The organism is Amycolatopsis keratiniphila subsp. keratiniphila, from assembly GCF_001620365.2.
Lineage (GTDB): Bacteria > Actinomycetota > Actinomycetes > Mycobacteriales > Pseudonocardiaceae > Amycolatopsis > Amycolatopsis keratiniphila.
Genome location: NZ_LQMT02000041.1, coordinates 70,377 through 93,508, shown reverse-complemented (window position 1 = coordinate 93,508; position 23,132 = coordinate 70,377). Strand labels below are relative to the sequence as shown.

At 68.9% G+C, this 23,132-nt stretch carries 21 protein-coding genes; 9 read left to right on the top strand and 12 right to left on the bottom strand.

The window, feature by feature from the left end:
- Positions 1–62 precede the first annotated feature (62 nt).
- The 4 genes from AVR91_RS37735 (at position 63) to AVR91_RS37720 (ending at position 2,874) form a co-directional block, all read left to right on the top strand.
- Positions 63–554 carry a gluconokinase gene (locus tag AVR91_RS37735; RefSeq protein WP_063276126.1) on the top strand — a complete coding sequence of 164 codons (492 nt, stop codon included), beginning with the start codon at positions 63–65 and terminating at the stop codon, positions 552–554.
- Positions 554–1,921, top strand: a complete 1,368-nt coding sequence (locus AVR91_RS37730) for a GntT/GntP/DsdX family permease (protein WP_063276125.1) — start codon at positions 554–556, stop codon at positions 1,919–1,921. Before AVR91_RS37735 ends, AVR91_RS37730 begins: the two co-directional genes overlap by 1 nt.
- Positions 1,922–2,041: 120 nt before the next feature.
- Positions 2,042–2,368: an ArsR/SmtB family transcription factor gene (locus tag AVR91_RS37725; RefSeq protein WP_016331552.1), complete on the top strand. Its 327-nt coding sequence runs from the start codon at positions 2,042–2,044 to the stop codon at positions 2,366–2,368.
- On the top strand, positions 2,365–2,874 hold the full coding sequence (locus tag AVR91_RS37720; RefSeq protein ID WP_072028729.1) for an SRPBCC family protein: 510 nt from the start codon (positions 2,365–2,367) through the stop codon (positions 2,872–2,874). The genes AVR91_RS37725 and AVR91_RS37720 overlap by 4 nt, the downstream gene beginning before the upstream one ends.
- 58 nt (positions 2,875–2,932) lie before the next feature.
- On the opposite strand, the gene AVR91_RS37715 is transcribed toward AVR91_RS37720, so the two are convergent.
- Genes AVR91_RS37715 through AVR91_RS37690 form a run of 6 tightly spaced genes read right to left on the bottom strand, consistent with a single transcriptional unit; the run spans position 2,933 to position 9,711 of the window.
- Entirely contained in the window at positions 2,933–3,937 is a 1,005-nt protein-coding gene (locus AVR91_RS37715; RefSeq protein WP_083737904.1) for an N-acetylglucosamine kinase, read from the bottom strand.
- Positions 3,922–5,187, bottom strand: a complete 1,266-nt coding sequence (locus tag AVR91_RS37710) for a 6-phospho-beta-glucosidase (protein ID WP_063276355.1) — start codon at positions 5,185–5,187, stop codon at positions 3,922–3,924. The genes AVR91_RS37715 and AVR91_RS37710 overlap by 16 nt, the downstream gene beginning before the upstream one ends.
- Positions 5,184–6,077, bottom strand: coding sequence for a carbohydrate ABC transporter permease (locus tag AVR91_RS37705; RefSeq protein WP_016331548.1), 894 nt, complete (start codon positions 6,075–6,077; stop codon positions 5,184–5,186). Before AVR91_RS37705 ends, AVR91_RS37710 begins: the two co-directional genes overlap by 4 nt.
- Positions 6,074–7,063 carry a carbohydrate ABC transporter permease gene (locus AVR91_RS37700; RefSeq protein WP_016331547.1) on the bottom strand — a complete coding sequence of 330 codons (990 nt, stop codon included), beginning with the start codon at positions 7,061–7,063 and terminating at the stop codon, positions 6,074–6,076. The genes AVR91_RS37705 and AVR91_RS37700 overlap by 4 nt, the downstream gene beginning before the upstream one ends.
- Positions 7,064–7,067: 4 nt before the next feature.
- Positions 7,068–8,450: an extracellular solute-binding protein gene (locus AVR91_RS37695; RefSeq protein WP_063276354.1), complete on the bottom strand. Its 1,383-nt coding sequence runs from the start codon at positions 8,448–8,450 to the stop codon at positions 7,068–7,070.
- Between the two features lie 10 nt (positions 8,451–8,460).
- Positions 8,461–9,711: an ROK family transcriptional regulator gene (locus AVR91_RS37690; protein ID WP_063276353.1), complete on the bottom strand. Its 1,251-nt coding sequence runs from the start codon at positions 9,709–9,711 to the stop codon at positions 8,461–8,463.
- A gap of 300 nt (positions 9,712–10,011) precedes the next feature.
- Between AVR91_RS37690 and AVR91_RS37685 the strand changes: the two genes are divergently transcribed.
- Positions 10,012–10,389 (top strand): TetR/AcrR family transcriptional regulator, encoded by a 378-nt coding sequence (locus AVR91_RS37685; protein WP_063276352.1) that lies wholly within the window; start codon positions 10,012–10,014, stop codon positions 10,387–10,389.
- Complete coding sequence (locus AVR91_RS37680; protein ID WP_063276351.1) at positions 10,386–10,742, top strand: hypothetical protein; 357 nt, start codon at positions 10,386–10,388, stop codon at positions 10,740–10,742. Before AVR91_RS37685 ends, AVR91_RS37680 begins: the two co-directional genes overlap by 4 nt.
- 106 nt (positions 10,743–10,848) lie before the next feature.
- On the opposite strand, the gene nudC is transcribed toward AVR91_RS37680, so the two are convergent.
- Genes nudC through AVR91_RS37655 form a run of 5 tightly spaced genes read right to left on the bottom strand, consistent with a single transcriptional unit; the run spans position 10,849 to position 17,872 of the window.
- Positions 10,849–11,862 (bottom strand): NAD(+) diphosphatase, encoded by a 1,014-nt coding sequence (nudC, locus tag AVR91_RS37675; RefSeq protein ID WP_063276350.1) that lies wholly within the window; start codon positions 11,860–11,862, stop codon positions 10,849–10,851.
- Positions 11,862–13,238 (bottom strand): M16 family metallopeptidase, encoded by a 1,377-nt coding sequence (locus tag AVR91_RS37670; RefSeq protein WP_063276349.1) that lies wholly within the window; start codon positions 13,236–13,238, stop codon positions 11,862–11,864. Before AVR91_RS37670 ends, nudC begins: the two co-directional genes overlap by 1 nt.
- Positions 13,235–14,539, bottom strand: a complete 1,305-nt coding sequence (locus AVR91_RS37665) for a M16 family metallopeptidase (protein WP_063276348.1) — start codon at positions 14,537–14,539, stop codon at positions 13,235–13,237. Before AVR91_RS37665 ends, AVR91_RS37670 begins: the two co-directional genes overlap by 4 nt.
- 17 nt (positions 14,540–14,556) lie before the next feature.
- The gene (locus tag AVR91_RS37660; RefSeq protein WP_063276347.1) at positions 14,557–16,155 is read right to left on the bottom strand and encodes a DUF2207 domain-containing protein; all 1,599 of its coding nucleotides are present in this window, start codon (positions 16,153–16,155) and stop codon (positions 14,557–14,559) included.
- Between the two features lies 1 nt (position 16,156).
- Entirely contained in the window at positions 16,157–17,872 is a 1,716-nt protein-coding gene (locus AVR91_RS37655; protein WP_394329979.1) for a DUF2207 domain-containing protein, read from the bottom strand.
- A gap of 310 nt (positions 17,873–18,182) precedes the next feature.
- Between AVR91_RS37655 and AVR91_RS37650 the strand changes: the two genes are divergently transcribed.
- Positions 18,183–19,442 carry a neutral zinc metallopeptidase gene (locus tag AVR91_RS37650; RefSeq protein WP_063276345.1) on the top strand — a complete coding sequence of 420 codons (1,260 nt, stop codon included), beginning with the start codon at positions 18,183–18,185 and terminating at the stop codon, positions 19,440–19,442.
- Positions 19,443–20,022: 580 nt separating this feature from the next.
- Here the strand turns inward: AVR91_RS37650 and AVR91_RS37645 are convergent.
- Entirely contained in the window at positions 20,023–20,910 is an 888-nt protein-coding gene (locus AVR91_RS37645; protein ID WP_063276344.1) for an RDD family protein, read from the bottom strand.
- A gap of 61 nt (positions 20,911–20,971) precedes the next feature.
- Between AVR91_RS37645 and AVR91_RS37640 the strand changes: the two genes are divergently transcribed.
- Together AVR91_RS37640 and AVR91_RS37635 are read left to right on the top strand one after the other, a co-directional pair.
- Positions 20,972–21,979, top strand: coding sequence for a stage II sporulation protein M (locus AVR91_RS37640; RefSeq protein ID WP_063276343.1), 1,008 nt, complete (start codon positions 20,972–20,974; stop codon positions 21,977–21,979).
- A gap of 17 nt (positions 21,980–21,996) precedes the next feature.
- Positions 21,997–23,070, top strand: a complete 1,074-nt coding sequence (locus tag AVR91_RS37635; protein ID WP_063276342.1) for a hypothetical protein — start codon at positions 21,997–21,999, stop codon at positions 23,068–23,070.
- The last annotated feature ends 62 nt before the right edge of the window (positions 23,071–23,132 follow it).

Below are 23,132 nucleotides of genomic sequence, written 5' to 3'. Positions count from 1 at the left end.
TGTTGCTTAAGTAGTACTTTTGAGCTGTACTCGTCCCGGCTACAACGACGTGGGAGGTACGGATGACCGTCATCGTGGTGATGGGCGTTTCCGGCTCGGGCAAGACGACCGTGGGCACGGCACTCGCCGAACGCCTCGGCGTCGACTACGCCGAAGCGGACACGTTCCATCCGAAGGCGAACATCGACAAGATGAGCTCCGGCCACCCGCTGAACGACGAAGACCGGCAACCCTGGCTCGAAGCCATCGCCACCTGGATCCGGGACCATCAGTGCTCCGGCGGCGTCGTCACGTCTTCCGCGCTCAAGTATCGCTACCGCGACATCCTGCGCAGCGGCGGGAAAGTCTGGTTCCTGCACCTCCACGGCGACCGCGACCTGCTCGCCGATCGGATGAAGACCCGCTCCGGCCACTTCATGCCGGTGTCCCTTTTGGACTCCCAGCTCGCCGACCTCGAACCGCTTCAGCCGGACGAGCACGGCCTCGTCGCCGACATCGCGAAGAAGCCGGCAGAGATCGTCGAAACCGCCCTTTCCGTTTTCAAGGACCGCTGATGACCACCACCCTCGCCGCCGCCTGGACCGGACACGACACCCGCCTCATCGGCGCGACGGTGCTCGCCATCGCCGTGATCGTCGTCCTGATCACCAAGGCGAAGCAGCATCCGTTCCTGGCCCTCATCCTCGGCTCCGGCGTGCTCGGGCTCGTCGGCGGCATGCCGGTGGACAAGCTGATCAAGAGCTTCAGTTCCGGCGTAGGCTCCACCGTCGCGTCGGTCGGCGTGCTGATCGCGCTCGGCGCGATGCTCGGCAAGCTGCTCGCCGATTCGGGTGGCGCGGACCAGATCGTCGACACCATCCTGCGCCGCGCCGGCGACCGCGCCCTGCCGTGGGCGATGGCGCTGGTCGCCGCGCTGATCGGGCTGCCGATGTTCTTCGAGATCGGCCTGGTCATGCTCATCCCGGTGATCCTGCTGGTCGCCAAGCGCACCGGGAAACCGTTGCTGATGCTGGGAATCCCCGCACTCGCCGGGCTTTCGGTGCTGCACGGTCTCGTCCCGCCGCATCCCGGCCCGCTCGCCGCCGCGGGCGCGCTGAACGCGAACGTCGGCCTCACCCTGGCCTTCGGTCTGCTCGTCGCGATCCCGACGGTGATCATCGCCGGACCGCTGTTCGGCAAGCTGGCCGCGAAGATGGTCCCCGACGCCGTCGCGCCGGAACGTCTCATCCCGGAATCGTCGTCTTCGGACGGACGGCGGCCCGGCTTCTTCGCGACGCTGTCCACCGTGCTGCTGCCCGTCGTGCTGATGATGGGCAAGGCGCTCGCGGACATCCTGCTGGAGAAGGAGAACCACGTCCGCCGCGTGCTCGACTTCATCGGCGATCCGCTGGTGGCGCTGCTCGCCGCGGTCCTGCTCGGCATGCTGACGTTGGGCAAGTCCGCGGGCTTCACGCGGGACAAGCTGTCGTCCACGGTGGCCGATTCGCTGCCGCCGATCGCCGGCATCCTGCTCATCGTCGGCGCGGGCGGCGGATTCAAGCAGACCCTCGTAGACGCCGGGGTCGGCAACGTCATCACCAGCCTGGCCACCGGCGCGAACCTGTCGCCGCTGCTGCTCGGCTGGCTGGTCGCGGTCGCGATCCGGCTCGCCACCGGCTCCGCGACGGTCGCCACCGTATCCGCCGCGGGCATCGTGGCGCCGCTCGCGGCGACCATGGATCCGTCGCACAGCGCATTGCTGGTGCTGGCGATCGGCGCGGGCTCGCTGTTCTTCTCCCACGTCAACGACGCCGGGTTCTGGCTGGTCAAGGAATACTTCGGGCTTTCGGTCGGGCAGACGCTGAAGAGCTGGTCGATCATGGAGACGGTGATCTCGGTGGTCGCGATCGCGCTGATCCTGCCGCTGGGCGCCTTGTTGTAGCTCCGGCCACGTCGCGCGTGAAGGCCCCCTTCCCTCGGCTGAGCCGAGGGAAGGGGGCCTTCACGCGCTCTCGGAAACTCCGGCTTGACACGTGACCTTTTGGTCACCTATTCTTCCGATGTGCCCGACGACGACCTGGTTTTCAAGGCCCTGGCGGATCCGACTCGCCGGTTCCTGCTCGACCAGCTGTTCGCGCGTGACGGCCGCACGCTGACCGAGCTCGAGTCCGAAGTGGACATGAGCCGGTTCGGCGTGATGAAGCACTTGAAACTGCTGGAAGAAGCCGGACTTGTCGTCACGCGCAAGGAGGGCCGGGAGAAGAAGCATTTCCTCAACCCGGTACCGATCCGGCAGATCCACGACAGGTGGATCGACAAGTTCACGGAGCGCAACGTGACCGCGTTGCTCGACCTCAAAGCCGAACTCGAGACCGAGGAGCCCTCATGACCGACACCCAGGTTTACCGCGTGTACATCAAGGCCACCCCGGAGAAGATCTGGGACGCCATCACGAAGCCCGAGTGGTCGCAGAAGTACGGCTACACCGGCCTGGTCGACTTCGACCTGCGGCCGGGCGGCAAACACGCCACCCACCCGACGAAGGACTACGTCGACGCGGGCTTCACCAACGACCTGGTCGACGGTGAGGTCCTGGAGGTGGACCCGCCACGCAAGCTGGTCATCACCTGGAAACTCCTGATGGACCCGTCCTTCGACAAGGAGCCGTACACCAAGCTCACCTACGAGATCGAAGAGACGAAGACCGCGGGCACCAGGCTGACCGTCACCCACGACGTCACCGACGCGCCGACGACGGCCGCGCTGGTCAGCGGATCGCAGGAGGACATCAACGCCGGGCCGGGCGAGAACGCCGGCGGTGGCTGGCCGTGGATCCTGTCGGACCTCAAGACGCTGCTGGAGACGGACGAGCCGCTCGTCCCCGCCGCCTCCTGAGCGCGTGAAGGCCCCCTTCCCTCGGCTGAGCCGAGGGAAGGGGGCCTTCACGCGCGATCTAGACCCGTTTTGTCGCGGCCTTGAGAGAGGTCTTCGCGGCGGTGGAAGCGCCGATCGTGTCCAGCGCGAACAGCGCCGCACCGACCACCGGCGCCACATCGACCACCTGGATCGAAGCCTGCGGAGCCACTTTCAGGCACCGCCGTTCGATCTCCGCGATCACCTGCGCGCCGACCCCGGTCAGCACTCCCCCGCCGAGGATGACTTCGGGCGCCTCCTCGGTGAGTTCGAGCCGCCGCAGGATGACCGAGACCAGCAGGGCGACCTCTTCGACGAACCGGTCGACCACGTCCTGTGCCACCTCGTCGCCGTCCGCCGCGACGGCGAACAGCAGCGGGCACAGGCCATGGATCGAATCGGAGTGCAGATCCTGGAAGTGCAGGCGCTGCACCACGTCCAGCACCGAGGACGCCTCGAAGTGCGCGGTGACGGCGGCCTGCAGAGCGGTACCCGGACCGCGGCCGTCCTCGGCGCGGACGGCCCACCACAGTGCCTCCTCGCCGAGCCGGTAGCCGCCGCCCCAGTCGCCGGAGATCTTGCCCAGCGCGGGAAACCGGTGCTCACGGCCGTCGGCGCTGACGCCGGCGCCGTTGATCCCGGCGCCGCACACCACCGCCACGCCCGTCCCGTCGGAACTGCCCGCACGCAGCAGCGCGAGCGTGTCGTTGCCGACGATCAGCGTGTCGCTCCAGCCGCGTGCCGCCAGCGCGGCGTGCAGGATCGCTTCCTCCCGCGGGAAATCCAGCCCCGCGAGATAGGCCGACGTATGTGTCGCGAAAGGACGCTCGTCGGGAAGCCCTGCCCCGCGAAGGGCTTCCAGGACCAGCTTCTCCAACGCCTGGACGCTGCCGTCGACCCCGATGTTCTGCGGGGACGCGCCCGGTCCTCGCGACTGCCCGAGCACCCGTCCGTCCCGCGAGACGATCAGGACGTCGGTCTTGCTGTTGCCGCCGTCGATCGCGACGACGACGTCCTGTGAGCCGGCCGTCATGCCCCCGCCCACGGCAGGAACTCACGGTTGATCTTCACCAGCGAGTCGGCGAGCTGATCGGCCTTCGTGTACTGGCCGACCAGCGGATGCGCGAGCAACGCGTCGGCCACGCGGTCCCGGCCGCCCTTGATCGCCGCCTCCAGCGCGAGATGCTCGTACGCCGTCACCCCGGCGATGAGCCCGGCGAACCGCTGCTCCACCGGCGGCTGCGCGATCGGGCGCGGGCCGTTTCCGTCCACAAGGGACGGAACCTCGATGACGGCGTCGTCCGGCAGGAAGTCGAAAGTTCCTTCGTTGCGGACGTTGACGACGTGCTCTTCCGCGGGGCCGCCCGAGGTGAGCGCGTGCACGAGCTGCACCGCGGCCTCGGAATAATAGGCACCGCCCCGCTTTTCCAGCTGCTCCGGTTTGGTCACCACCTCCGGGTCGAGGTACACCTTGAGCAGTTCCTCCTCGACGTCGCTCACGACGTCCGCGCGCGGCCGCTCGGTGCGCTGTTTGGCGACCTGCTCGTCGTGCCCGTAGTAGTACTTCAGGTAGTACGACGGCACGACGTTCATCCGCCGCATCCATTCCACCGGCGCGGTGACGTGCTCGCCGAGGAATTCCGCGTGCTCCGCCAGCAGTTCCGGCAGGCGGTCCTCGCCGTTGACGAGCACCTTCCGTTCCCAGCTCAGGTGGTTCAGTCCGGTGTGGACGAGTTTGACCTCGTCGATCCCGGCGCCGAGCAGATGCGCGAACGTGCGCTGGAGGTGGATCGCGACGTTGCAGAGGCCGACGGCGCGGTGGCCCTCGTTCAGCAGCGCGCGCGTGACGATGCCGACGGGGTTGGTGAAGTTGACGATCCACGTGTCGTCACCGGCGATCTTCCGCACCCGGTCGGCGATGTCGAGCACCACCGGCACGGTGCGCAGCGCCTTCGCGAGGCCGCCCGCGCCCGTGGTCTCCTGCCCGACACAGCCGCAGGCGTGCGGGAAGGTCTCGTCCCCGCGGCGGGCGCGCTGCCCGCCGACCCGCAGCTGGATCAGCACCGCCGACGCACCGTCGACGCCCTCTTCGAGGCTCGACGTGGTGCGCACCCGCGCCGGATGCCCGGCGTGGCTCAGCAATCGATTGCTGAAGTCCCCAACCGCCTCCACCCGGTACGCGTCCGGATCGATCAGCACGATCTCGTCGACGTCCAAAGTGGACCGCCGTCCGGCGATCCCGTCGATCAGCTCGGGCGTGTAGGTGGAACCACCACCGACGACTGCCAGTTTCATCCCTTGACCCCTGTGAATGTGATGCCCTTGACGAAGGACTTCTGCGCGAACACGAACAGCACGATCACCGGCAGCATGATCAGCGCGGTGGCCGCCATGGTGAGGTTCCATTCCACGTGGTGCATACCGCGGAACGACGCGATCGCCAGCGAAAGCGGCCAGTTGTCGCGGGTCTCACCGGTGTAGAGCAGCGGGCCGAAATAGTCGTTCCAGGTGAACAGGAAGCAGAACATCGCGGTGGCCGCGATACCCGGCTTCGCCATCGGGATCAGCACCTTGACCATCGCCTGGAACTCGTTGCAGCCGTCGATCTTCGCGGCTTCGAGGTAGTCCTTCGGAATGGTGAGGAAGAACTGCCGCAGCAGGAAGATCGAGAACGCGTCGAAGAAGAAGTACGGCACGATCAGCGGGACCAGGGTCCCGGTGAACCCGAGCCGCACCCACAGGTCGTACAACGGCACGACGGTGACCTGCGGGGGCAGCATCATCGCGGCCATGGTCAGCATGAAGAACAGGTTCTGCCCGCGGAACTTCAGCTTCGAAAGCGCGTACGCCGCCGGGATCGCCGAGACGAGCGCCCCGACGGTTGCCAGCGTCGAATACAGGATGCTGTTGCCGAAATACTGCAGCAGCGGCGCCTTCTCGAACACCTCGATGAAGTTCTCGAAGTGCCATTCCTTCGGCCAGAAGTTCGACGAAAGCGCCTGATCGCTGGACATCACCGCGGTGAGGAACACGAACAGGATGGGCAGCATGAAGATCACGCCCATCGCGATGCCCACGCTGTGCGTCGCGATCCAGTACAGCTTCTTGTCCCATTGGCGCCGCACCCGTACCTTCGGCGGTTCGGACGCCGGGGCGGTGTGCCTGGGCTCGGCCAGTGTGGTCATCCGCCCTCCTCCTGGTGCTGGGTCTTGCGCAGCTGCCGGACCAGGATCCAGGTGAACCCGGCCGACACGATGAACAGCAGGACCGCCATCGCCGCCGCGTAACCCATGTTGAAGTACCGGAATCCCTGGACGTACAGCCAAACCGGATAGGTCAGCGTCGAATTCTGTGGTGCGCCGATGAATCTCGTGTTGCCCGCGACGTCGGCCGCGCCCGCGGCCGCCGATCCCGCGACGATCGCCTGCGTGAAGAACTGCAACGCGAAGATCATCGAGTTGACGATGCCGAACAGCAGCACCGGCGAGATCGACGGGAGCGTGACGTGCCAGAACCGGCGGACCGGCCCGGCACCGTCGAGTTCGGCGGCCTCGTACTGCTCCTGCGGCACGTCGAGCAGCGCCGCCAGGATGATGATCATCAGCTCGCCCGACCCCCACATCACCAGCAGGGTCAGCGCGGGCTTCGACATCGCCGGGTCGTTGAACCACAGGCCGCCGTCGATGCCGACCGCCCGCAGGAACGCGTTGACCGGGCCGTATTCCGGGTTGAACAGGAACACGAACGCCAGGGTCGCCGCGGCGGGCGGGGCCAGCGAGGGCAGATAGCAGAGCGTCCGCACCAGGCCGACGCCCGATTTCAGTCGCGAGATGATCGACGCCACGCCGAGCGAGAACACGACCCGGCAGAACGTCAGCACGATCACCAGCCACAACGTGTTGTACGCGGCGGTGCCGACCAGCTGTTCGCTGGTGAACATGCGGATGTAGTTGTCGAAGCCGATGAACTCGGGCGCGTTGATCAGGTCGTAGCGGGTGAACGAGTAGTAGACCGTGGCGATCAGCGGGTACCCGAAGAAGATCAGGAACCCGAGCGTCGCCGGTGCGATGAAGTAGAAGACGGTGCGACGGCGGCGCGCTGCGTTCCCCTTCCGCGTCCGGGTGGACGCGGAAGGGGAGGCGACCGCCCTGGAATCCAGGGTCGAAGTCATGCGATCAGCCGCCGGCGCGTTTCTGGGCCAGCTCGTCGTTGATCTGAGCGTCGACCTGCTTGAGCCCCGCGATCATGTCGGGGACGTTGCCCGCCTGCCACTTCTCCGCGAAGTCGTTGACGGCCTTGAGGTGCGCGTCGCCGATCGGGGTCGACGGGTTGGGCATCAGCTTTCCGCCGTTGTACAGATCGAGGAACGTCTTGAACTCCGGCGTGACCTCGAGCTTCGGGTCGGTCAGCGCGGCCTTGGTGCTCGGGACGTTCTTCAGGCCGTTCGACAGCTCGACCAGCGTCGAGGTGTCGAGGGTGACCTGCTTGATCAGTTCCCAAGCCGCGCCGGGGTTCTTGGCGCCCTTGGGGATCGCGATGATCGTGCCCGTGGTGAACGCGCCGCCGTAGCGGTCCGGCTTGCTGTCGAGCACCGGCGGGGCGGCGGTGCCGAACTTGAGCTCCGGCGCCTGGTCCTTGATGAACGCGGTGCGGTACTCGCCGTCGATCATCATCGCGAGCTTGCCGCGCTGGAAACCGTGGTCCGCCGAGTATTCCTCGCCGAGACCGGCCTTGAACTGCTCGACCTTGGCGTGGCCGCCGTAGAAGTCCACGAGCTGCTTCTGGAAGTCGAACATCGCCTTCCACTCGGGGCTGTCGGCGAGGTGCGACTGGCCGTCGGGGCCGATGTAGGTGGCGCCGAAGTTGGGGGCCCAGTACTGCGCCATGTTGGCGTAGAACGGCATCGACGGCAGGAAACCGGCGACCTTGATGGAGCCGTCCGCGTTGAACTCGGTCAGCTTCTTGGTGGCCTCGAACAGTTCCGAGGTCGTCTTCGGCGGCGACGTGATGCCCTTCGCCGCGAACATGTCCTTGTTGTAGTAGAAGCCGTAGACGTCCGCGAGCAGCGGCATGGCACAGCGCTTGCCCTGGTACTCGGTGTAGCTGCGGACGGCGTCCGGGATCTGGTTCAGGTCGATCTTGTCGCGGTCGATGTAGGGCTTGAGGTCCTGGAAGCTGCCCGTCGAGCACCACGCGCCGAGGTTGTCGGTGAAGAACGAGATCGCCACGTCCGGCGGGTTGCCACCGCGGATGGACTGGGTGATCTTGTCGTCGTCCTGCTGGCCTTCGTGCTTGATCTCGATGTTCGGGAACTTCGCCTTGAGCTTGTTGAGCCCGGCGGTGACCACGTTGTACTCGCGGTCGGTGAACTTGCTGTAGACGGTCAGCGTGAGCTTCGCGTCCGCGGCGGGGGCGGCCGCCGCGTCGCCCGACCCGCCGTTCGGGCCGCTTGCGGCGCCCGAACAGGCGGACACCAGCGCGGCGACGGTGACCGCGCCGAGCACTATCGAGCCGCGCCAACGGCGGCCGCTTCTCCGAACCTGGGTCGTGGAACTCATGACCCTCCTCCTAGTTGGTTGGGGCGGGAGACGGTGGTTCTGTTCGTGATTCCGGGACAGCCACGATCGGGTTCGGCTCTCCCGCCCCGGACCGTCTCGGCCCGAGGAGCGAAGGGGTGTTGACGCCGAAGACGTCCCTGCGCACGGTGGCGAGCGCCGATTGGAGCGCGCCCGCGCGGACCGCGTTGCCCTGCACCGAAGCGACCCCGACGGGAGTGCGGGGCAGGACCAGTTCGTGCAGCCTTTTCGCGACCAGTGCGGCGAATTCGTCGCCACCGGCCCGACTGGTGTCGCCGGAAAGAAGCACGAGTTCGGGGTCGACGACCGCGATCAGGCTGGCCGCTCCGCCCGCGACACGGCGGGCGAGGTCGTCGAGGAAGGCTTCGTTCCCGCTTTCGCGGGCCTTGGTGACCGCGTCCGCGCCGGTCTCGGCCTCGAAGCCGTGCGCGGCGGCCAGCTCGACGACGGCCGGCGACGCGACGAGGTCGCCGAAACGATCTCCTCCGCGTGCCGTTTCCTTCCGCGTGGCAACGGAAACCGGATCGGGGACGCGCATCCAGTCGATCTCGCCGCCACCGCCGGTCGCGCCGCGCAGCAGCCGGCGGCCGACCACCACCGCGCCGCCGACGCCGTCGCTGAGCCAGATCATCACGAAATCGTCGAGCCCGACGGCCTGGCCGACCGTCATCTCCACGATCGCGACGAGGTTGACGTCGTTCTCGATGGTGACCTCGACGCCGAGCTCCCGGCTGAGCCTGCCCGGCACGTCGAACCCGAGCCAGCCGGGGATGTGCGGCGCGGAGGAGAGCAGGCCGGTGCGCGGATCGAAAGCACCCTGGGCGCCGATGACGACGTGGCGGAGATCGGTGGCGGCGAGTCCGGCGCTGTTCGCGACGTGGGAGAGCGCCGCGCCGAACGTGCCGACGACGTCCGCGCCCTCGTGGACCGGCAGGGGGACCTGGTACTCGGCGAGCACCGCGCCCGTGACGTCGGAAACGACGAAGTCGGCCTTCTGCGGGGTCAGATCCACGGCCGCGACGTAGGCGACTCCGCCGTTGACCTGCCAGAGCTGCGCCCTCGGGCCGCGGCCGCCGCCACGCACCCCGGCCTTGGTGACGATGTCGTCCTGTTCGAGGCGGGTGAGCAGCTGCGCCGTCGCGGGTTTCGACAGGCCGATCGCGACTTCGAGCTCGGAGCGCGTCAGCGGGCCGTCCCTGAGGAGGACCTCGATGGCCGCGCGATCGTTGATCTCGCGCAGCATTCGCGGACTGCCGGCTCGCACTGGAGTTCACTCCCGACTTCGTTAGGAAACTTTACAGACGGTTTCCGGGGACTGTAGTGAGCCGAGCCACAGCCGTCAACGGGGCCGGGAAACGGGGAGGTAACGCTTGCCGTGTTCCGCACAGTGGGTATAGGGACGGGCGCGGAGGGTGGCGGGACCTGCCTGGCGAGTGGTCTCAAGAGGGGGTTGCGAAAGTGGCTTTCGCAACCCGCGCCCATGGCGAGGGTGATCATCCAAGCGTTCTTGACTGGTCATTCTTGAATGACTATTCTCAAACCCATGGCCCGACCACGCCAGTTCGACGAGACGACAGCGATCGAAGCCGCAGCGGCGGTCTTCCGGCAGCGGGGATACAACGCGACTTCGGTCGATCACCTCGTCGAGGCGACGGGTGTCCACCGGGGAAGCCTGTACGGCGCGTTCGGCAGCAAGCACGGCTTGTTCGCCCGGGTGCTGGAACACGTCACCGCGGACCGCGACGAGCAACTCGACCTGCTGCTGGTCGCGCTGCTCGAACTCGCACCCACCGACGAGCGGCTGCGCGCCCGGGCCCGGGCCGTCATCCAGGACCTCGGGACGACCCCCGACGAGCTGGGACGACGGCTGCTGGCCCGCGCCCGCGTGCAGGACATCGACGACGAAGGAGAAAAGACATGAGCAACAACCGGGTCACCATCAGCGGCGACCGGCTCGTGGTCGAACCCGTGGGGATCGACAAGGTCTGGTCATTCACCCGGCGGCTCGAAATCCCGCTCGCCCACGTGCGCGGCGCGACCCACGATCCGGGGATGCGCGACGAGCCGAAGGGCTGGCGCGGGCCGGGTCTCCGGATCCCCGGCAAACTCTCCGGCACCTTTCACGCCGACGGCGACCGGCAGTTCTGGAACGTCTCCGGATTCGACCGCACGGTCGTCATCACCCTCGACGAGGCCGAGGACTTCAACCGGCTCGTGCTCACGGTCGACGATCCCGCCGAGATCGTCACCGCCGTCAACAACGCCATCGCGTGACGACCCGCTCGAGTCCGTGAAGGCCTCCTTGAGGGACTCTGGGTCCCTCAAGGAGGCCTTCACGGAACGAGTCTGAAAAGTGGTAGCAAAGGTCCCTTGCTACTCGTCAGACCCCGGCCCAGGCCGCCAGCATCACGCGCGCGATCGACGAGTTCCCCGGCAGCACCAGCTGCCGCGTCCCGCCGGCGATCGGGGTCGGCACGGCGCCCGCGTTCCGGAGCTGACTGTTCGCGAAAGCGGCCCGCACCTCCTCGCGCGAAACCCAGAACGCCTCTTCGATCTCGCCCTCCGCGGGCACGATCGTCGAAGAGATGTCCGCCCGTGCGGTGAAGCCGAGCATGATCGACCGCGGGAACGGCCACGGCTGGCTGCCGAGATACCGCACATCGCGCACCTCGACGCCGACCTCTTCGCGGATCTCCCGCTCGACACAGCCTTCGAGCGACTCCCCGGCCTCGACGAAACCGGCGAGGATCGAGTACCGGTCCGGCGGCCAGATCGGCTGCCGGGCCAGCAGGACGTGCTCGCCGTTGACACCGGCGTCGTCGTGCACGAGGCAGATCACCGCCGGGTCGGTGCGCGGGTATTCCTCCCGGCCGCAGCCGGTGCACTTGCTCGCCCAGCCCAGCTGGATCAGTTCGGTCGGGCTGCCGCAGCGCGTGCAGAACTTCGCCTGCCGCCGCCAGGCCTGCAGCGCCTGCGCGGTGGTGAACAGCCCCGCCGAAGTGTCGTCGAGCAGGTCGCCGTAGCCGCGCAGGTCGACCCAGATCTCGCCTTCGTGGCGGGCGACCTGCTCGATGACGCCCCAGCTGCCCGCCATTTCGACGGTCTCGGTCTCCCCGGCGGGGCGGCCGGGCATCGACCAGTAGTCGGTGCCCTGCCACTCCCCCAGGAAGACCGCCTCGGCGGGCGGCTCGGTGCCGAAGTCCTGCGACTTGCGGGTCGCGAGCGTGCCGGAACCCTCCACCACCGGGGTGCGCGCGTGCTCGTCGAGCAGCACGATCCGGGCGTTCGGCCAGCGCTCGGCGAGCCTGTCCGGGTTGGTGCGCAAGGATTCCTGACGGTCCGCCGTGGAGCGCGAAAGCGTCGGGAGCGCCCCTAACCCGAACGGCGTCTCCATCAGGCCGGCTCCCCGACGGTCACGTCGCCCAGCGCCGTCAGCTTCGGCGCGAGGACATCGGCGTCGCCGACGACGACCCCGGTGAACCGCTTGGGCGCGAAGAACTCCAGCGCGGCGTTCGCGACGTCCTCGGCGGTGACCGCGGCGAGACGCTCCGGATGCCCGGCCAGCCATTCGACGCCCAGCCCCGTCGCGGCGAGCGCGGAGAGCTGCGCGGCCAGGCCGCCTTGCGACGACGCGGCCGTGACCAGCGAACCGATCGCGTACTGGCGCACCGACTCGACCTCTTCGGCGGTCGGCGGCACGAGACCGAGCCTGGCCAGCTCGTACCGCGTCTCCATGAGCGCGGCGGCGGTCGCGTCGGTCGCGGTGTCCGCGTCGACGTTCACCACGGCGGTCTGGTCGGTGAACTCGAATCCGGAGTGCGCGCTGTAGGTGTAACCCTTGTCCTCACGGATGTTCTCGACCAGCCGCGAGGAGAAGTACCCGCCGTAGACCAGGTTCGCCAGCTGCAGCGCCGGGTACCGCGGGTCCGTGCGTGACACGGTCTGCGCGGACAGCCGGATCTGCGACTGCACGGCACCGGCCCGCGGCACCAGCAGGACATTTCCGCCGGTGAGCTCGGGCAGTGGGGGCAGGCGGACGGCGGAGCGGTCCGAAGCCCAGCCGCCGAACGCCTTCTCCAGGTCGCCGATGACGGTCTCGGGGTCGATGTCGCCGACGATCACCAGCACGGATCCCCGCGGCAGCACCGAAGCCCGGTGCAGCGCGCGAACCTGTTCCGGCGTCACGACGGCGACGTCTTCGGCCTGCGGGACCTCGCGGACCGCGGGGTGGTCGCCGTAGCGGTGCTTCTGCAGCGCCTCACGGGCGATCGTCCTCGGCTGCGTGCGGGACACGGCGATCCGCTCGATGAGCCGCTCGCGTTCCCGCTCGACCTCGGCGTCCGCGTACGACGCGCCGGTGAGCGCGTCGGCGAGGACGTCGAGCATCGTCGGGAGGCCGTCGGCCAGCGAGGTGCCGGTGACGACCAGGCGCTCCGGGTCGACGCCGGACGCGAGGTCGCCGCCGATCAGCGCCAGATCCGCGTCGATCTCGATGCGGTCGCGGCGGGCGGTGCCGGTCAGCAGGGTTTCGGCCAGCACTTCGGCGGTGGCCGGGTGCAGCTTGTCCTCACCGGCGAACGGGATCCAGACGCGCAGCTCGACCAGCGGCACGGTCGGCTTCCGGACGGCGAGCACGCGCAGCCCGTTGCTCAGCGCGGTGTCCACATGGGACAGATCCGCGGCGGCGCGCTGCGTCCCCAGCGACGGGACCGGACGCGGCCCGGCGGCCGTGCGGCCGATCTCCTCGGCGGTGCGGTGCGGTGCGCTCACTGCTCGGAACCTTCCTGATCGGAATCGGCACTACCGGGGCGGACGACGAGGACGGCCCGCGAGTCCGGCCGCAGCGCCTTCGCCGCCGCCGAAACGGCTTCCGCGGTGACCGCCGACATCTTCTCGGCGAGCCGGTACACCAGCGACGCGTCGCCGTAGAGCAGCTCGAACGAGCCGAGGGCCAGCGTGCGGGACACCAGCTTGTCGTGTTCGGAATGCAGGCTCGCGGCCCAGCGTGCGGTGACCTTCTTGAGTTCCTGGTCCTCCGGCGGCGTGGCCGCCAGCTTCTCCAGCTCCTCGTCCAGTGCGGCGAGGACCTGGTCGGTGCTCACCTCGTGCGGGTGGATCGCGGTGATGGTGAAGGTGTCCGGGTCGCGCGCCTCGAACGGGCCGAACAGCCCGGCGCCCGCGCCGATGTCGACGACCAGCGGCTCGCGGTGCACCAGCCGCTGCTGGAGGCGGGAGCCGTCGCCGTCGGTCAGCACGCCGGCGAGCACGAGGTTCGCCAGGTAACCGTCGAGGTCGTTGATCGGGTCCGGCATCCGGTAGCCGACGCCGACCGCGGGCAGCGGGGCGTGCGGGTCCACGTGCTCGCCGCGCAGTTCGCCATCGGGGGCGGGCTCGGCGAACGACGGACGCTGCGGCGCGGGCCGGTGCGGCACGTCTCCGAAGTGCTTCTCGATCAGCTCGCGGGCCTCCTCGACGGTGAAGTCACCGGCGACGGTCAGCACCGCGTTCGCGGGCGAGTAGTAGGTGTCGAAGAAGGCCGCGCAGTCGTCCAAGGTGGCCTGTTCGAGATCCTCGAAACCGCCGTAACCGTTGTGCGCGTTGGGGAACGTGGAGTACAGCACCGGCGGGAGCAGGATCCACGGGAACCCGCCGTACGGCCGGTTCAGCACGTTGAGGCGGATCTCCTCCTTGACCACGTCGATCTGGTTGGCCAGATTCTCCTGCGTCAGCTTCGGCGCCCGCATCCTGTCCGCTTCGAGGAACAGGGCGCGCTCGAGAGCCGCGGCGGGGAGGACCTCGAAGTAGTCCGTGTAGTCCGGATGGGTGGAGCCGTTGAAGCTGCCACCACTCGACTGGACGTACCGGAAGTGCGCGAGCTTCTCCAGGCTCTCGCTCCCCTGGAACATCAAATGCTCGAAGAGGTGCGCGAAACCGGTGCGCCCTTCGGGCTCGGAACGGAAGCCCACGTCGTAGTGGACGCTGACACCCACCACCGGAGCGGTCGCGTCGGGCGCGAGCACCACGCGCAGACCGTTGTCGAGGGTGAATCGGACAAGCTCGGGATCGGCCATGCGCACCACCCTACGGGCTACTCAGGCCTCCAGGCACGGCCCTGGCGGGTCGCGGCGAAGGTTCCCACTAGCGCGGCGGTGAAGTCGCTCACCCGCGCGATCGGGACCTCGCCGTCGTCTTCCTTGCCGTACCAGTAGATCTTGGGCGGACCCTTCAGCTCGGCGAATCCGGCGACCCACCGTTCTTGTTCGCCGAGAGCGAGCGCGTACGGCAGCGCCCGGGATAGGAGCACCTCGCGTTCGAGCTTCGGGACGTCCGCCGCCTTGGTCGCCAGCAGCGCCTCGCGCACGCCGAGCAGCCGCCGGTGCAGCACCACGCCGGCGCCGGTGCGCACCGGCAGCCACCGGGCGGCGACGGCCAGTACCGCGCCCGTGGCGATGACGATCAGCCCGAGCTGGGCGTAGCCGACGGTCAACGCCAGCAGCACGGTGAGGAACAGGCCGTAGAGGCAGATCCGCAGACCGGCGCGGGGCAGCCTGCCCGGCAGCCGCGAGTACCAGCGGCGCTCGACAACGCTGTCGTCCAGCGCCCCCCGCACCGATTCGACGCCGATCCGCGCGGACTGGATCTCCGACAGCAGCACCGACTCGCTCTCGCCGGGCAGAAGGAGATCGAAAACGGCGCGCTCGTAAGTGGTCAGCTGCTCGTCCGGCGGGTTGCGGCGGACGAGCCGCCAGGTGGTCAGCTCGCCGGGCACCTCGCTCACCCAGAGGTAGTTCCGGACGGCGAGGTCGACGACCGTCGCGGCCAGATCGACGGCGTCGGCCCGGCCCGAGAGGACGGTTCCGACCTGTCCGGGAAGCACACCGTCGGGTGACGAGAACGCCTTCCCGGTGAGCAAGCGGACCGGGAGCGCGTCACCCGGGTGCCTGTCCCGCCTCCGCAGGAGGGCCAGGCCGACGGCGGCCGCGATCAGCACGAGCGCGAAGCCGCCCCACGCCCAGCCGACCGGGGCGGTGAGCACGAACGCTCCGGCGAAGGTCTTCGACGGCTCCAGGCGCGCGTTCGCCGGGACGGTGCCGCCGGGCAGTTCGACCGAGATCTCCATCCGCTGCCCCGGCGCGAGGTTCTGCTGGCTGAACCGGGTCAGCCCGGAATGCGCGATCTGGGCGGTCGCGCAGTGCGCGCGTGACGTCTCGGGCCCGGCGTAGCAGGTGACCGCGTTCGGGATGGCCGGAGCGGCGAAGCTCGCCCGCACGAGTTCGAGCCGGGCGTCCCAGCCGCCCGCGAGCTGCCAGCTCACCCTGGTCAAGCCGTCGGCTTCGGCGACCGCACCGTCCACTGTGTACCGGACGATCGAGGTGCCGCCCTTGAGCTTGACGGTGAACTCGTCGTCGGTCAGTTCGGCGTTGCCCGCCCCCTCGATGGCGACGTCACGGATGCCGATGATCCGGTCGCGGTCGCGCGGGGCGGCCGTGCGGAGCGGGATCCGGCGGGTCATCGTCGCCTCGCTCGGCACGGACACCGCCTCGACGACCGTGAGCGCGCCGTCGCGTTCCACCTTGAGCGAGATCTCCGCACTGTTCGGCAACGCGGGCAGTTGCGGTTCGCCCTGCGCCCCCGCCGGTGCCGCGCCCAGCACCAGCAGGAGACCGGCCAGCAAGCAGATCTTCACGTCAGGCGGGGACCGGTTCCGGGCGCAGCGAACGCAGGTGCCCGGATTCGGCGAGGAGACCGTCCAAAGCGGACAGGAACGACGGCAGATGCGCGGCGAACCGGCGCAGATCCCGATCGCCTTCGAGCCCGCCGAACCAGTACAGCCCGGCCGAACCGTCCGCCGACGGGTCGAGCGCCTCGAACGTCCGGAGCCAGTGCTCGGTGTCGCCGAGCACGATGGCGTACGGCAGCGACCGGGAGAACACCATTTCCCGGTCCCCCAAAGGAATGTCGGCGACCTTGACGGTGTGCAGGTATTCGAGCAGCCCGCGCACCTGGCCGACCAGACGCCTGCCGCGCGTAGTCCTCGGCGGTACCCAGGAGGCGCCCAGCAGCGTCGCGATCCCGGCGAGCGCGACCGCGACACCGAGCAGCGCGTGGCCTGCCGTGAAGGTCAGGACGACCGTCGCCACGAGTCCGAGCGCGATCAGGCCGACCCCCGCCCACGTGAGTTTGCTCTTGCCCCTGTCCGGGCGCCGGGAGAACCAGCCCTTGCGCACGACGTCGGCGTACATCGCCTCACCCGCGACACGGAGATCGACGGTGCCGCGGCCGCGGAGTTCCGACAGCAGCACGGAATCGGTGCCCTCGGGCAGGAGCGCGGTGTAGATCTCGCGTTCGAAGGCGGCGAGGTGCTCGTCCGGCGCGTTGCGGCGCGCGATCTGCCAATCGACCGTGCCGGCGCCGCGGATTTCGGCGATCCACAGGTAGTTGCGGACCGCGAGGTCGACCACCGTTCCGCTGACGTCCACGACGTCGACCGTCTCGTCGACGACCGTCCCGACCTGTCCGGGCAGCACGCCGTCGGGCGAGGCGAACGAGACCCGATCGCCTTCGCGCATGAGGACGTCGACCGGGCCGGTGCCCGCGGCGAGCGCGCCCCGGTCACGGCGGCGCAGCAGCCAGACGGCGAGCACGCCGAGCACGAGGAACAGGGCCAGCGCCCCGAATCCGAGGCCGGCGAGGGTGGTGAGGGCGAAGGCGCCGCCGACCGAGGCGATCTGCTCGAACCGCGCGTTCGCGGGCACCGTGCCCGCCGGGAGCTGGACGGCGAGGTCGACCCGTTCGCCCGGCGCGAGTTTGTCCTGCTCGATACGGACGACGCCGCTGTGATCGGTCTCCGCGAGCGAACACTGCCTGTCCGAACCGAGCGGTCCGGCGAAACAGTCCACTGTGGGCATTTCACGCGTCGGCGCGCTGAACGAAGCGGACACGCGGGACAGTTCGCCGTCCCAGCCGCTCGCGACCTGCCAGCGCACCTGCTGCGCGCCGTTGACGTCCGCGACCGCACCGTCCACTTTGTACTTGAGAGTGGACGCGCCACCGTCGAAGGTGGCGACCAGCTGTTCGCCGTTCGGCTCCGTCTTGCCCGCACCCTCGACCGAGACGTCACGGATCCCGTAGACGCGGTCCTGCTCCTCGCCCGCGGGAACCTTGAACGGGATCCGGCGCACCAGATGCTGTCCACCCGGGACGGTCACCTGCTCGGTGATCGACAGCGAACCGTCGCGTTCCACCTTCACCGCGACGTTCGTGAACGCTCCGCTCGGCGGCTGGAGCAGCCCGAGCTGACCGCGCGCGCCCAGCGGTGGCGGCTTCGGCAGCTGTGGCGCGTTGGTCAGCGAAGGGCCCGCTCCGGGCGCCTCCGGAACGTTCGTATCCGACGGCGGGGCCATCAAGGCCGAGCTCGCCGCGACGGCCACGACCGCCGTCCCCCATTTCGTCAACACAGCCACACACTCTAGGGCAGCCGATCTATGCTGACCGCCGAAACGCCGAATCCGCCACCTGGGCGAACGGCGTTGCCGAACCGCATGGGGGATCCACTCGATGAACCAGCAGCCGCCCGGCCCGCCTGATCCGCGGCGCCGGCCGACTCCGCCACCGCCCCGGCCGCCGCAGGGTGGCCGACCGCTTCCGCCACAGGGCGGGCGTCCGCTCCCGCCGCCGGGAGCACGTCCGCTTCCGCCGCGCGGGGGCCCGCCGATGCCGCCGCCGAACCGGCCGGGCCCCGTCCCGCCCGGTCGTCCGCCGATTTCCCGGCCGACGCCGGTTCCGCCGCCGTTCCGGCCGGGCCCGCCGAGCGGTGGCCTGCCGCTGCCCCCGCCGGGCGCGGCACCGCTGCCGCCGCCGCAGATCGGCGCTCCGGTCCCGTTCCGGCCCGGTGCCGTCGGCCCGCCGCAGCTTACGTACGGTCCGCGTTTCGCTCAGCCCGCTTTCGCGCCCTACGGGGGATATCAAGCCAAGAAGTCGAACGGCGGGGTGATCGCGGCGATCGCGATCGTGGCGGTGATGGCGGTCATGGGTGGGCTGCTCATGGTGATCACCATCGCGAACGGCAAGTCGAAGCACGTCGCGGACGTCGGCTACTCCAGCTACTCGGAAACCTCCACTTCGGACTACACGACGACCAGCGACACGACGTCGTCGACGACGACCACCAGTTCGCGTGATTCGACCGGCACACGTGAGACGTCGACCGGCTCGACCCGGGAGACCTCCGCGAGCCGTGCCCCTTCCGGCCCGCAACCGCACCACAAGCTGGCGGACAACCCGCTGTGGCTCGATTCCCAGGTCGGCCTGCCGAACCAGCCGTGCAACCTCTCGCGCTGGGCGAACAACCCGGACGCGGCGGCTGCGTTCTTCGAAAGCGCGCGGCCCTGTCTGGACAGTGTTTGGCAGCAGGTCATGAACTACACGAAACTGCCGTTCCGGGTCCCGACCGTGAAATACCCGTCCGGCAAGAACTGGTCGAGCCCGTGCGGCGACGCCAGCGGCGGCTCGGTTGCGGCGTTCTACTGCTCGCAGAACGAGACGTTGTACATGCCGTACGAAGGCCTTCAGGTTCCGCAGTACGGCAACCGGCCCGGGGTCTATCTGGCGGTCTTCGCCCACGAGTACGCGCATCACATTCAGGCGCTTTCGGGGATCTCGGAGGCCTATTGGGACGCACGGTACGAAGCGGGCACCGACTCGGAGGCGGGCCTGGAGATGTCGCGGCGCAACGAGCTTTCGGCGCAGTGTCTTTCCGGCACGTTCCTGGGTTCGACGGTGGGGCGCGGCGGCTCGGTCGATCAGGCGATGTACCGCGACGCCTGGCAGACCCAGGACCGCGGCGACCACAACGGCGGCCCGCGCGACCACGGCTCCGACGCGCACGCGTCCTCGTGGTGGCAGCACGGCGCGCAGAAGAACCGGATGTTCCAGTGCAACACGTGGGCGGCGAAGTCGGCCGACGTCTCCTGATTCGCGACTGCCCGATGGGCGAGTACGGCGGTGGGTTCGCGTGACCAGCGGGACGACACGCGCGATTGGACGGACGACACAAGGCGGCACCCCGGCCGCGCGAGTGTCGTCCGTCCAGTCACATGTGTCGTCCGTCTGATCACACGTGCCGTCCACTCAATCACGCGCGAGTGCCGACCTGGGCCCCGTGGGTCGTGAGTGGCAACTGTCGTTCTATTGAGGGGTAAGTCAAAGGTGGCGTGATGGAGTCGGCGGTGCGAGCTCGTCACCGAGACCCAGCACCGTGCCCTCAGACTGTCCCAAAAGGACAATTTCCGAGGTCAAGGCGTCCGATTTGAGTACTTTGCGCAGTATTGCCCCCGGGGTCGTGAGTGGAAATGGTCGTTCTAACCCTCATTACCACTCACGACTCTCCGCGAAAACGGACTTACAGGCATAAAGCGGGCGCATCCTGCCCGGGCAGTGACCACTGTGGACACCAATGCCTCAGACGGCACAACGCGCCGCATCTGGCTTACCCCTCAATAACCCTCTTTACCACTCACGACCCACCCGAGCGGCAGCTATGCGACGTTGCCGGTCAGCCCGGAGGCGCGAAGGGGTTCTCCGGGGCCGGTTCCGCCGGGGGCTGGGGTTGGGCGACGGGAGCGGGAGCGGGAGCAGTCGGCTGCGGGTAGGACTGCACGACAGGCGTCCCGTACTGGACCGCGGGCTGCAGCTTCGCGTGATCCCGCTGCCGCCGCTCGGCCAGCACCGCCGACAGGTACGCCCAGGACGGCACACCCGGCGGCACCGGCGCCCCGATCGCCGCCGCGACCTGCTGTGCGAGCCCGTACCCGAGCGCTTCGGCTGCTTCGGGGCGAAGCTCGCTTGTGCGGCTCAGGTACTGACGGACGGCCAGCGCGAGATCGTTCGGCAGCCGGGTCAGGTCCAGCTGCGAAGCCCAGTACGCCAGCTGCGGCGGCATCCCGACGTACGGCGTCCGCGCCGCGGGCATGCGTTCCCGGATCACCAGCGTGCCGGCCAAGTAGTCGCCGACGCGGCGGCCGTTGGGAGACAGCAGCGACGTGACCACCGCCACGACGCCGAGCATGCCCAGCGCCCAGAAGTCGATGAAGAACCCGGCGAGCCCGCGGACCAGCGCGTGCCGGAACCGCACCGGCCCGCCGTCGGTGCGGACCACCCGCAGGCCGAGCGCCATCTTCCCGAGCGTACGGCCGCGGCTCAGTGTCTCGCAGATCACCGGGTAGCCGACCATGATCAGCACGAGGGTCACCAGGAACAGCGTCAGTGCCAGCGCCTCGTCACCGAAGGCGGCGACCTGGCTGAGCACCAGCATCGCGACGATCAGGGCGACCAGCTGGAGGGCGACGTCGAGCATCATGGCGAGCCCGCGGCTGGCCAGTTTCGCCGCGCGCACGTCCAGGACGACGGCCTCGCCGGTGACGAGTTCGGACTCTTGTTCCACCTGGCAAGCGTAGTGACGAATAGGCTGGGCGACCAAGGACGATCGCCGGGAGGGCTCCGAGTTGGATGTGGACGTGTTCGTCGCCGCGCACCAGGCCGAATGGAACCGGCTGCGTGACCTCGTCGGCCGCGCCGGGAAGCTCAGCGGGCCGGACGCCGACGAGCTGGTGACGCTGTACCAGCGCGTCGCGACGCATCTTTCGATCATCCGCTCGGTCGCGCCCGACCCGGTGCTCGTCGCGCAACTGTCCGGCCTGGTCGCGAAGGCGCGCTCGGCCGTCACCGGTTCGCACAGCCCCGCGTGGCGCGAGGTCGGCCTCTTCTTCACCCACCGGTTCCCGGCCGCGCTGTACCTGAGCCGTCGCTGGTGGCTGGCGTCGGCGGCGGCGTCGATCGCGGTGATGGCGATCGCGGCGGTGTGGATCGCCGGAGACCCGCAGGTGCTCGCGTCGCTGGCCTCGCCGGAGGAGTTCAAGGACTTGACCGCGCCGGGCGGGAAGTACGAGACGTACTACACGTCCGACCCCGCGGGTTCCTTCGCCGCGCGCGTCTGGACCAACAACGCGTGGGTGGCCGCGACCTGTCTGTTCCTCGGCGTGGTGCTGGGCGTCCCGGTGATCTACGCGCTCTGGGCGAACTCGCTGAACCTCGCGATCGGCGCGGCGCTGATGTCCTCCGCCGGACGGCTCGACGTGTTCTTCGGGCTGATCCTGCCCCACGGCCTGCTGGAGCTGACCGCGGTCTTCGTCGCGGCCGGGACGGGCCTCAAACTCGGCTGGACGGTCATCGACCCGGGACGCCGTTCCCGGACAGCGGCGCTCGGCGAGCAGGGGCGCTCGGTCGTGGTGATGGCGCTGGGGCTGACCGTCGTCCTGCTGATCTCCGGCGTGATCGAGGGTTTCGTGACCCCGTCGGGCCTGCCGACCTGGGCGCGGATAGGAATCGGAGTAATCGCCGAGGTCGCGTTCTTACTGTACGTGTTCGTCGTCGGGCGTCGCGCCGCGAAAGCGGGCGAAGTGGGTGATGTCGACTGGCGATACGCTGGAGATTCTCGACCGGAAGCGGGCTGACCTGGTTAGCTCCTTTCATGGGGAGAAAACGGTTACGCGCCTTCGCGATCGTCGTCCTGTCCGTACTCGCCTCGACGCTCCTCGTCGGCGCGTCCCAGGCTCGGACCGTTTCCGCGCCGTCGGGCAAGCAGAACTGGGTGGTGAGCGTCGGCGGATTCCGGACCGACGCCGACCGCAATTACGTCCGCCTCGGCTATCTCGTGTTCAACCAGGCCGACAACACCGTCGCGCACAACTTCTGGACCTGGAGCCAGGCGGGCTTCCCGGCCCCGGTCGACAGCGGCGACGTCTATTACTGCGGTGACTGGGCGCCGGGTACCAATCCCCGCAACAACTGCCCGATCAAGACCGCGCCCGGCTTCACCGGCGCCCCGAACGGCCATTTCACCGGCACCTACACCGAGAACTCCGGACAGGTGGCCATCACCTGGACCAGCAGCACCGTCGACGGCACCACCACTCCCGTGAACCTCACGGAGACGTGGGCCGTTTCGGAGCCAAGGCCGGGTCTCGGACGTCTGCAACTGGTGAGCGACAACTACTCGATCACCAGCGGCATCGCCTACGGCAGCAACGCCTCCCTCGCGCAGACCAGCAAGGCCCCGATGAGCTCGGTGCGCGCGACCCAGCGGTCGTATCTGCTCGAAGGGCAAGGCGTGAACCGCCGCGCGATCACGAACTGGACCCGCGGCAGCAGCGGCGCGCTCGGCGTCGGCCCGGGGTGGAACAAGTGCGACGACGGCTCCTGTCTCGGGTACGTGCAGTACGACTCCGGATGCGCCCCGACCTCTTGTTGCCTCCCCGGCGCCGGATACGAGGCCTGCGCGAAGAAGATCATCGACACCGGCGACAGGCGGTTCTACTACCTGAGCGACGCTTTCGGCGGACGGCGCAACAGCTACGAGTTCTGGTGCGAATGCCTGTCCTACAACGGTTGCTACCTCGGCAACAGTCACGTCCGCCCGCTGCTGCAGGTGATCGACGACGCGGGTGCGTTCCAGGGCTGGGTCGGCGCCGAGGTCAGCCCGGACCGGAGCGGCTCGCGGGATCCCTCGGGCGAGTACTACTCGAGTTTCGCGCTGGTGGCTTAGTTCCGCGTGGGCTGAGTGGGTCGTGAGTGGCGTTTCGGGTTAGAACCCGAANNCGAAACGCC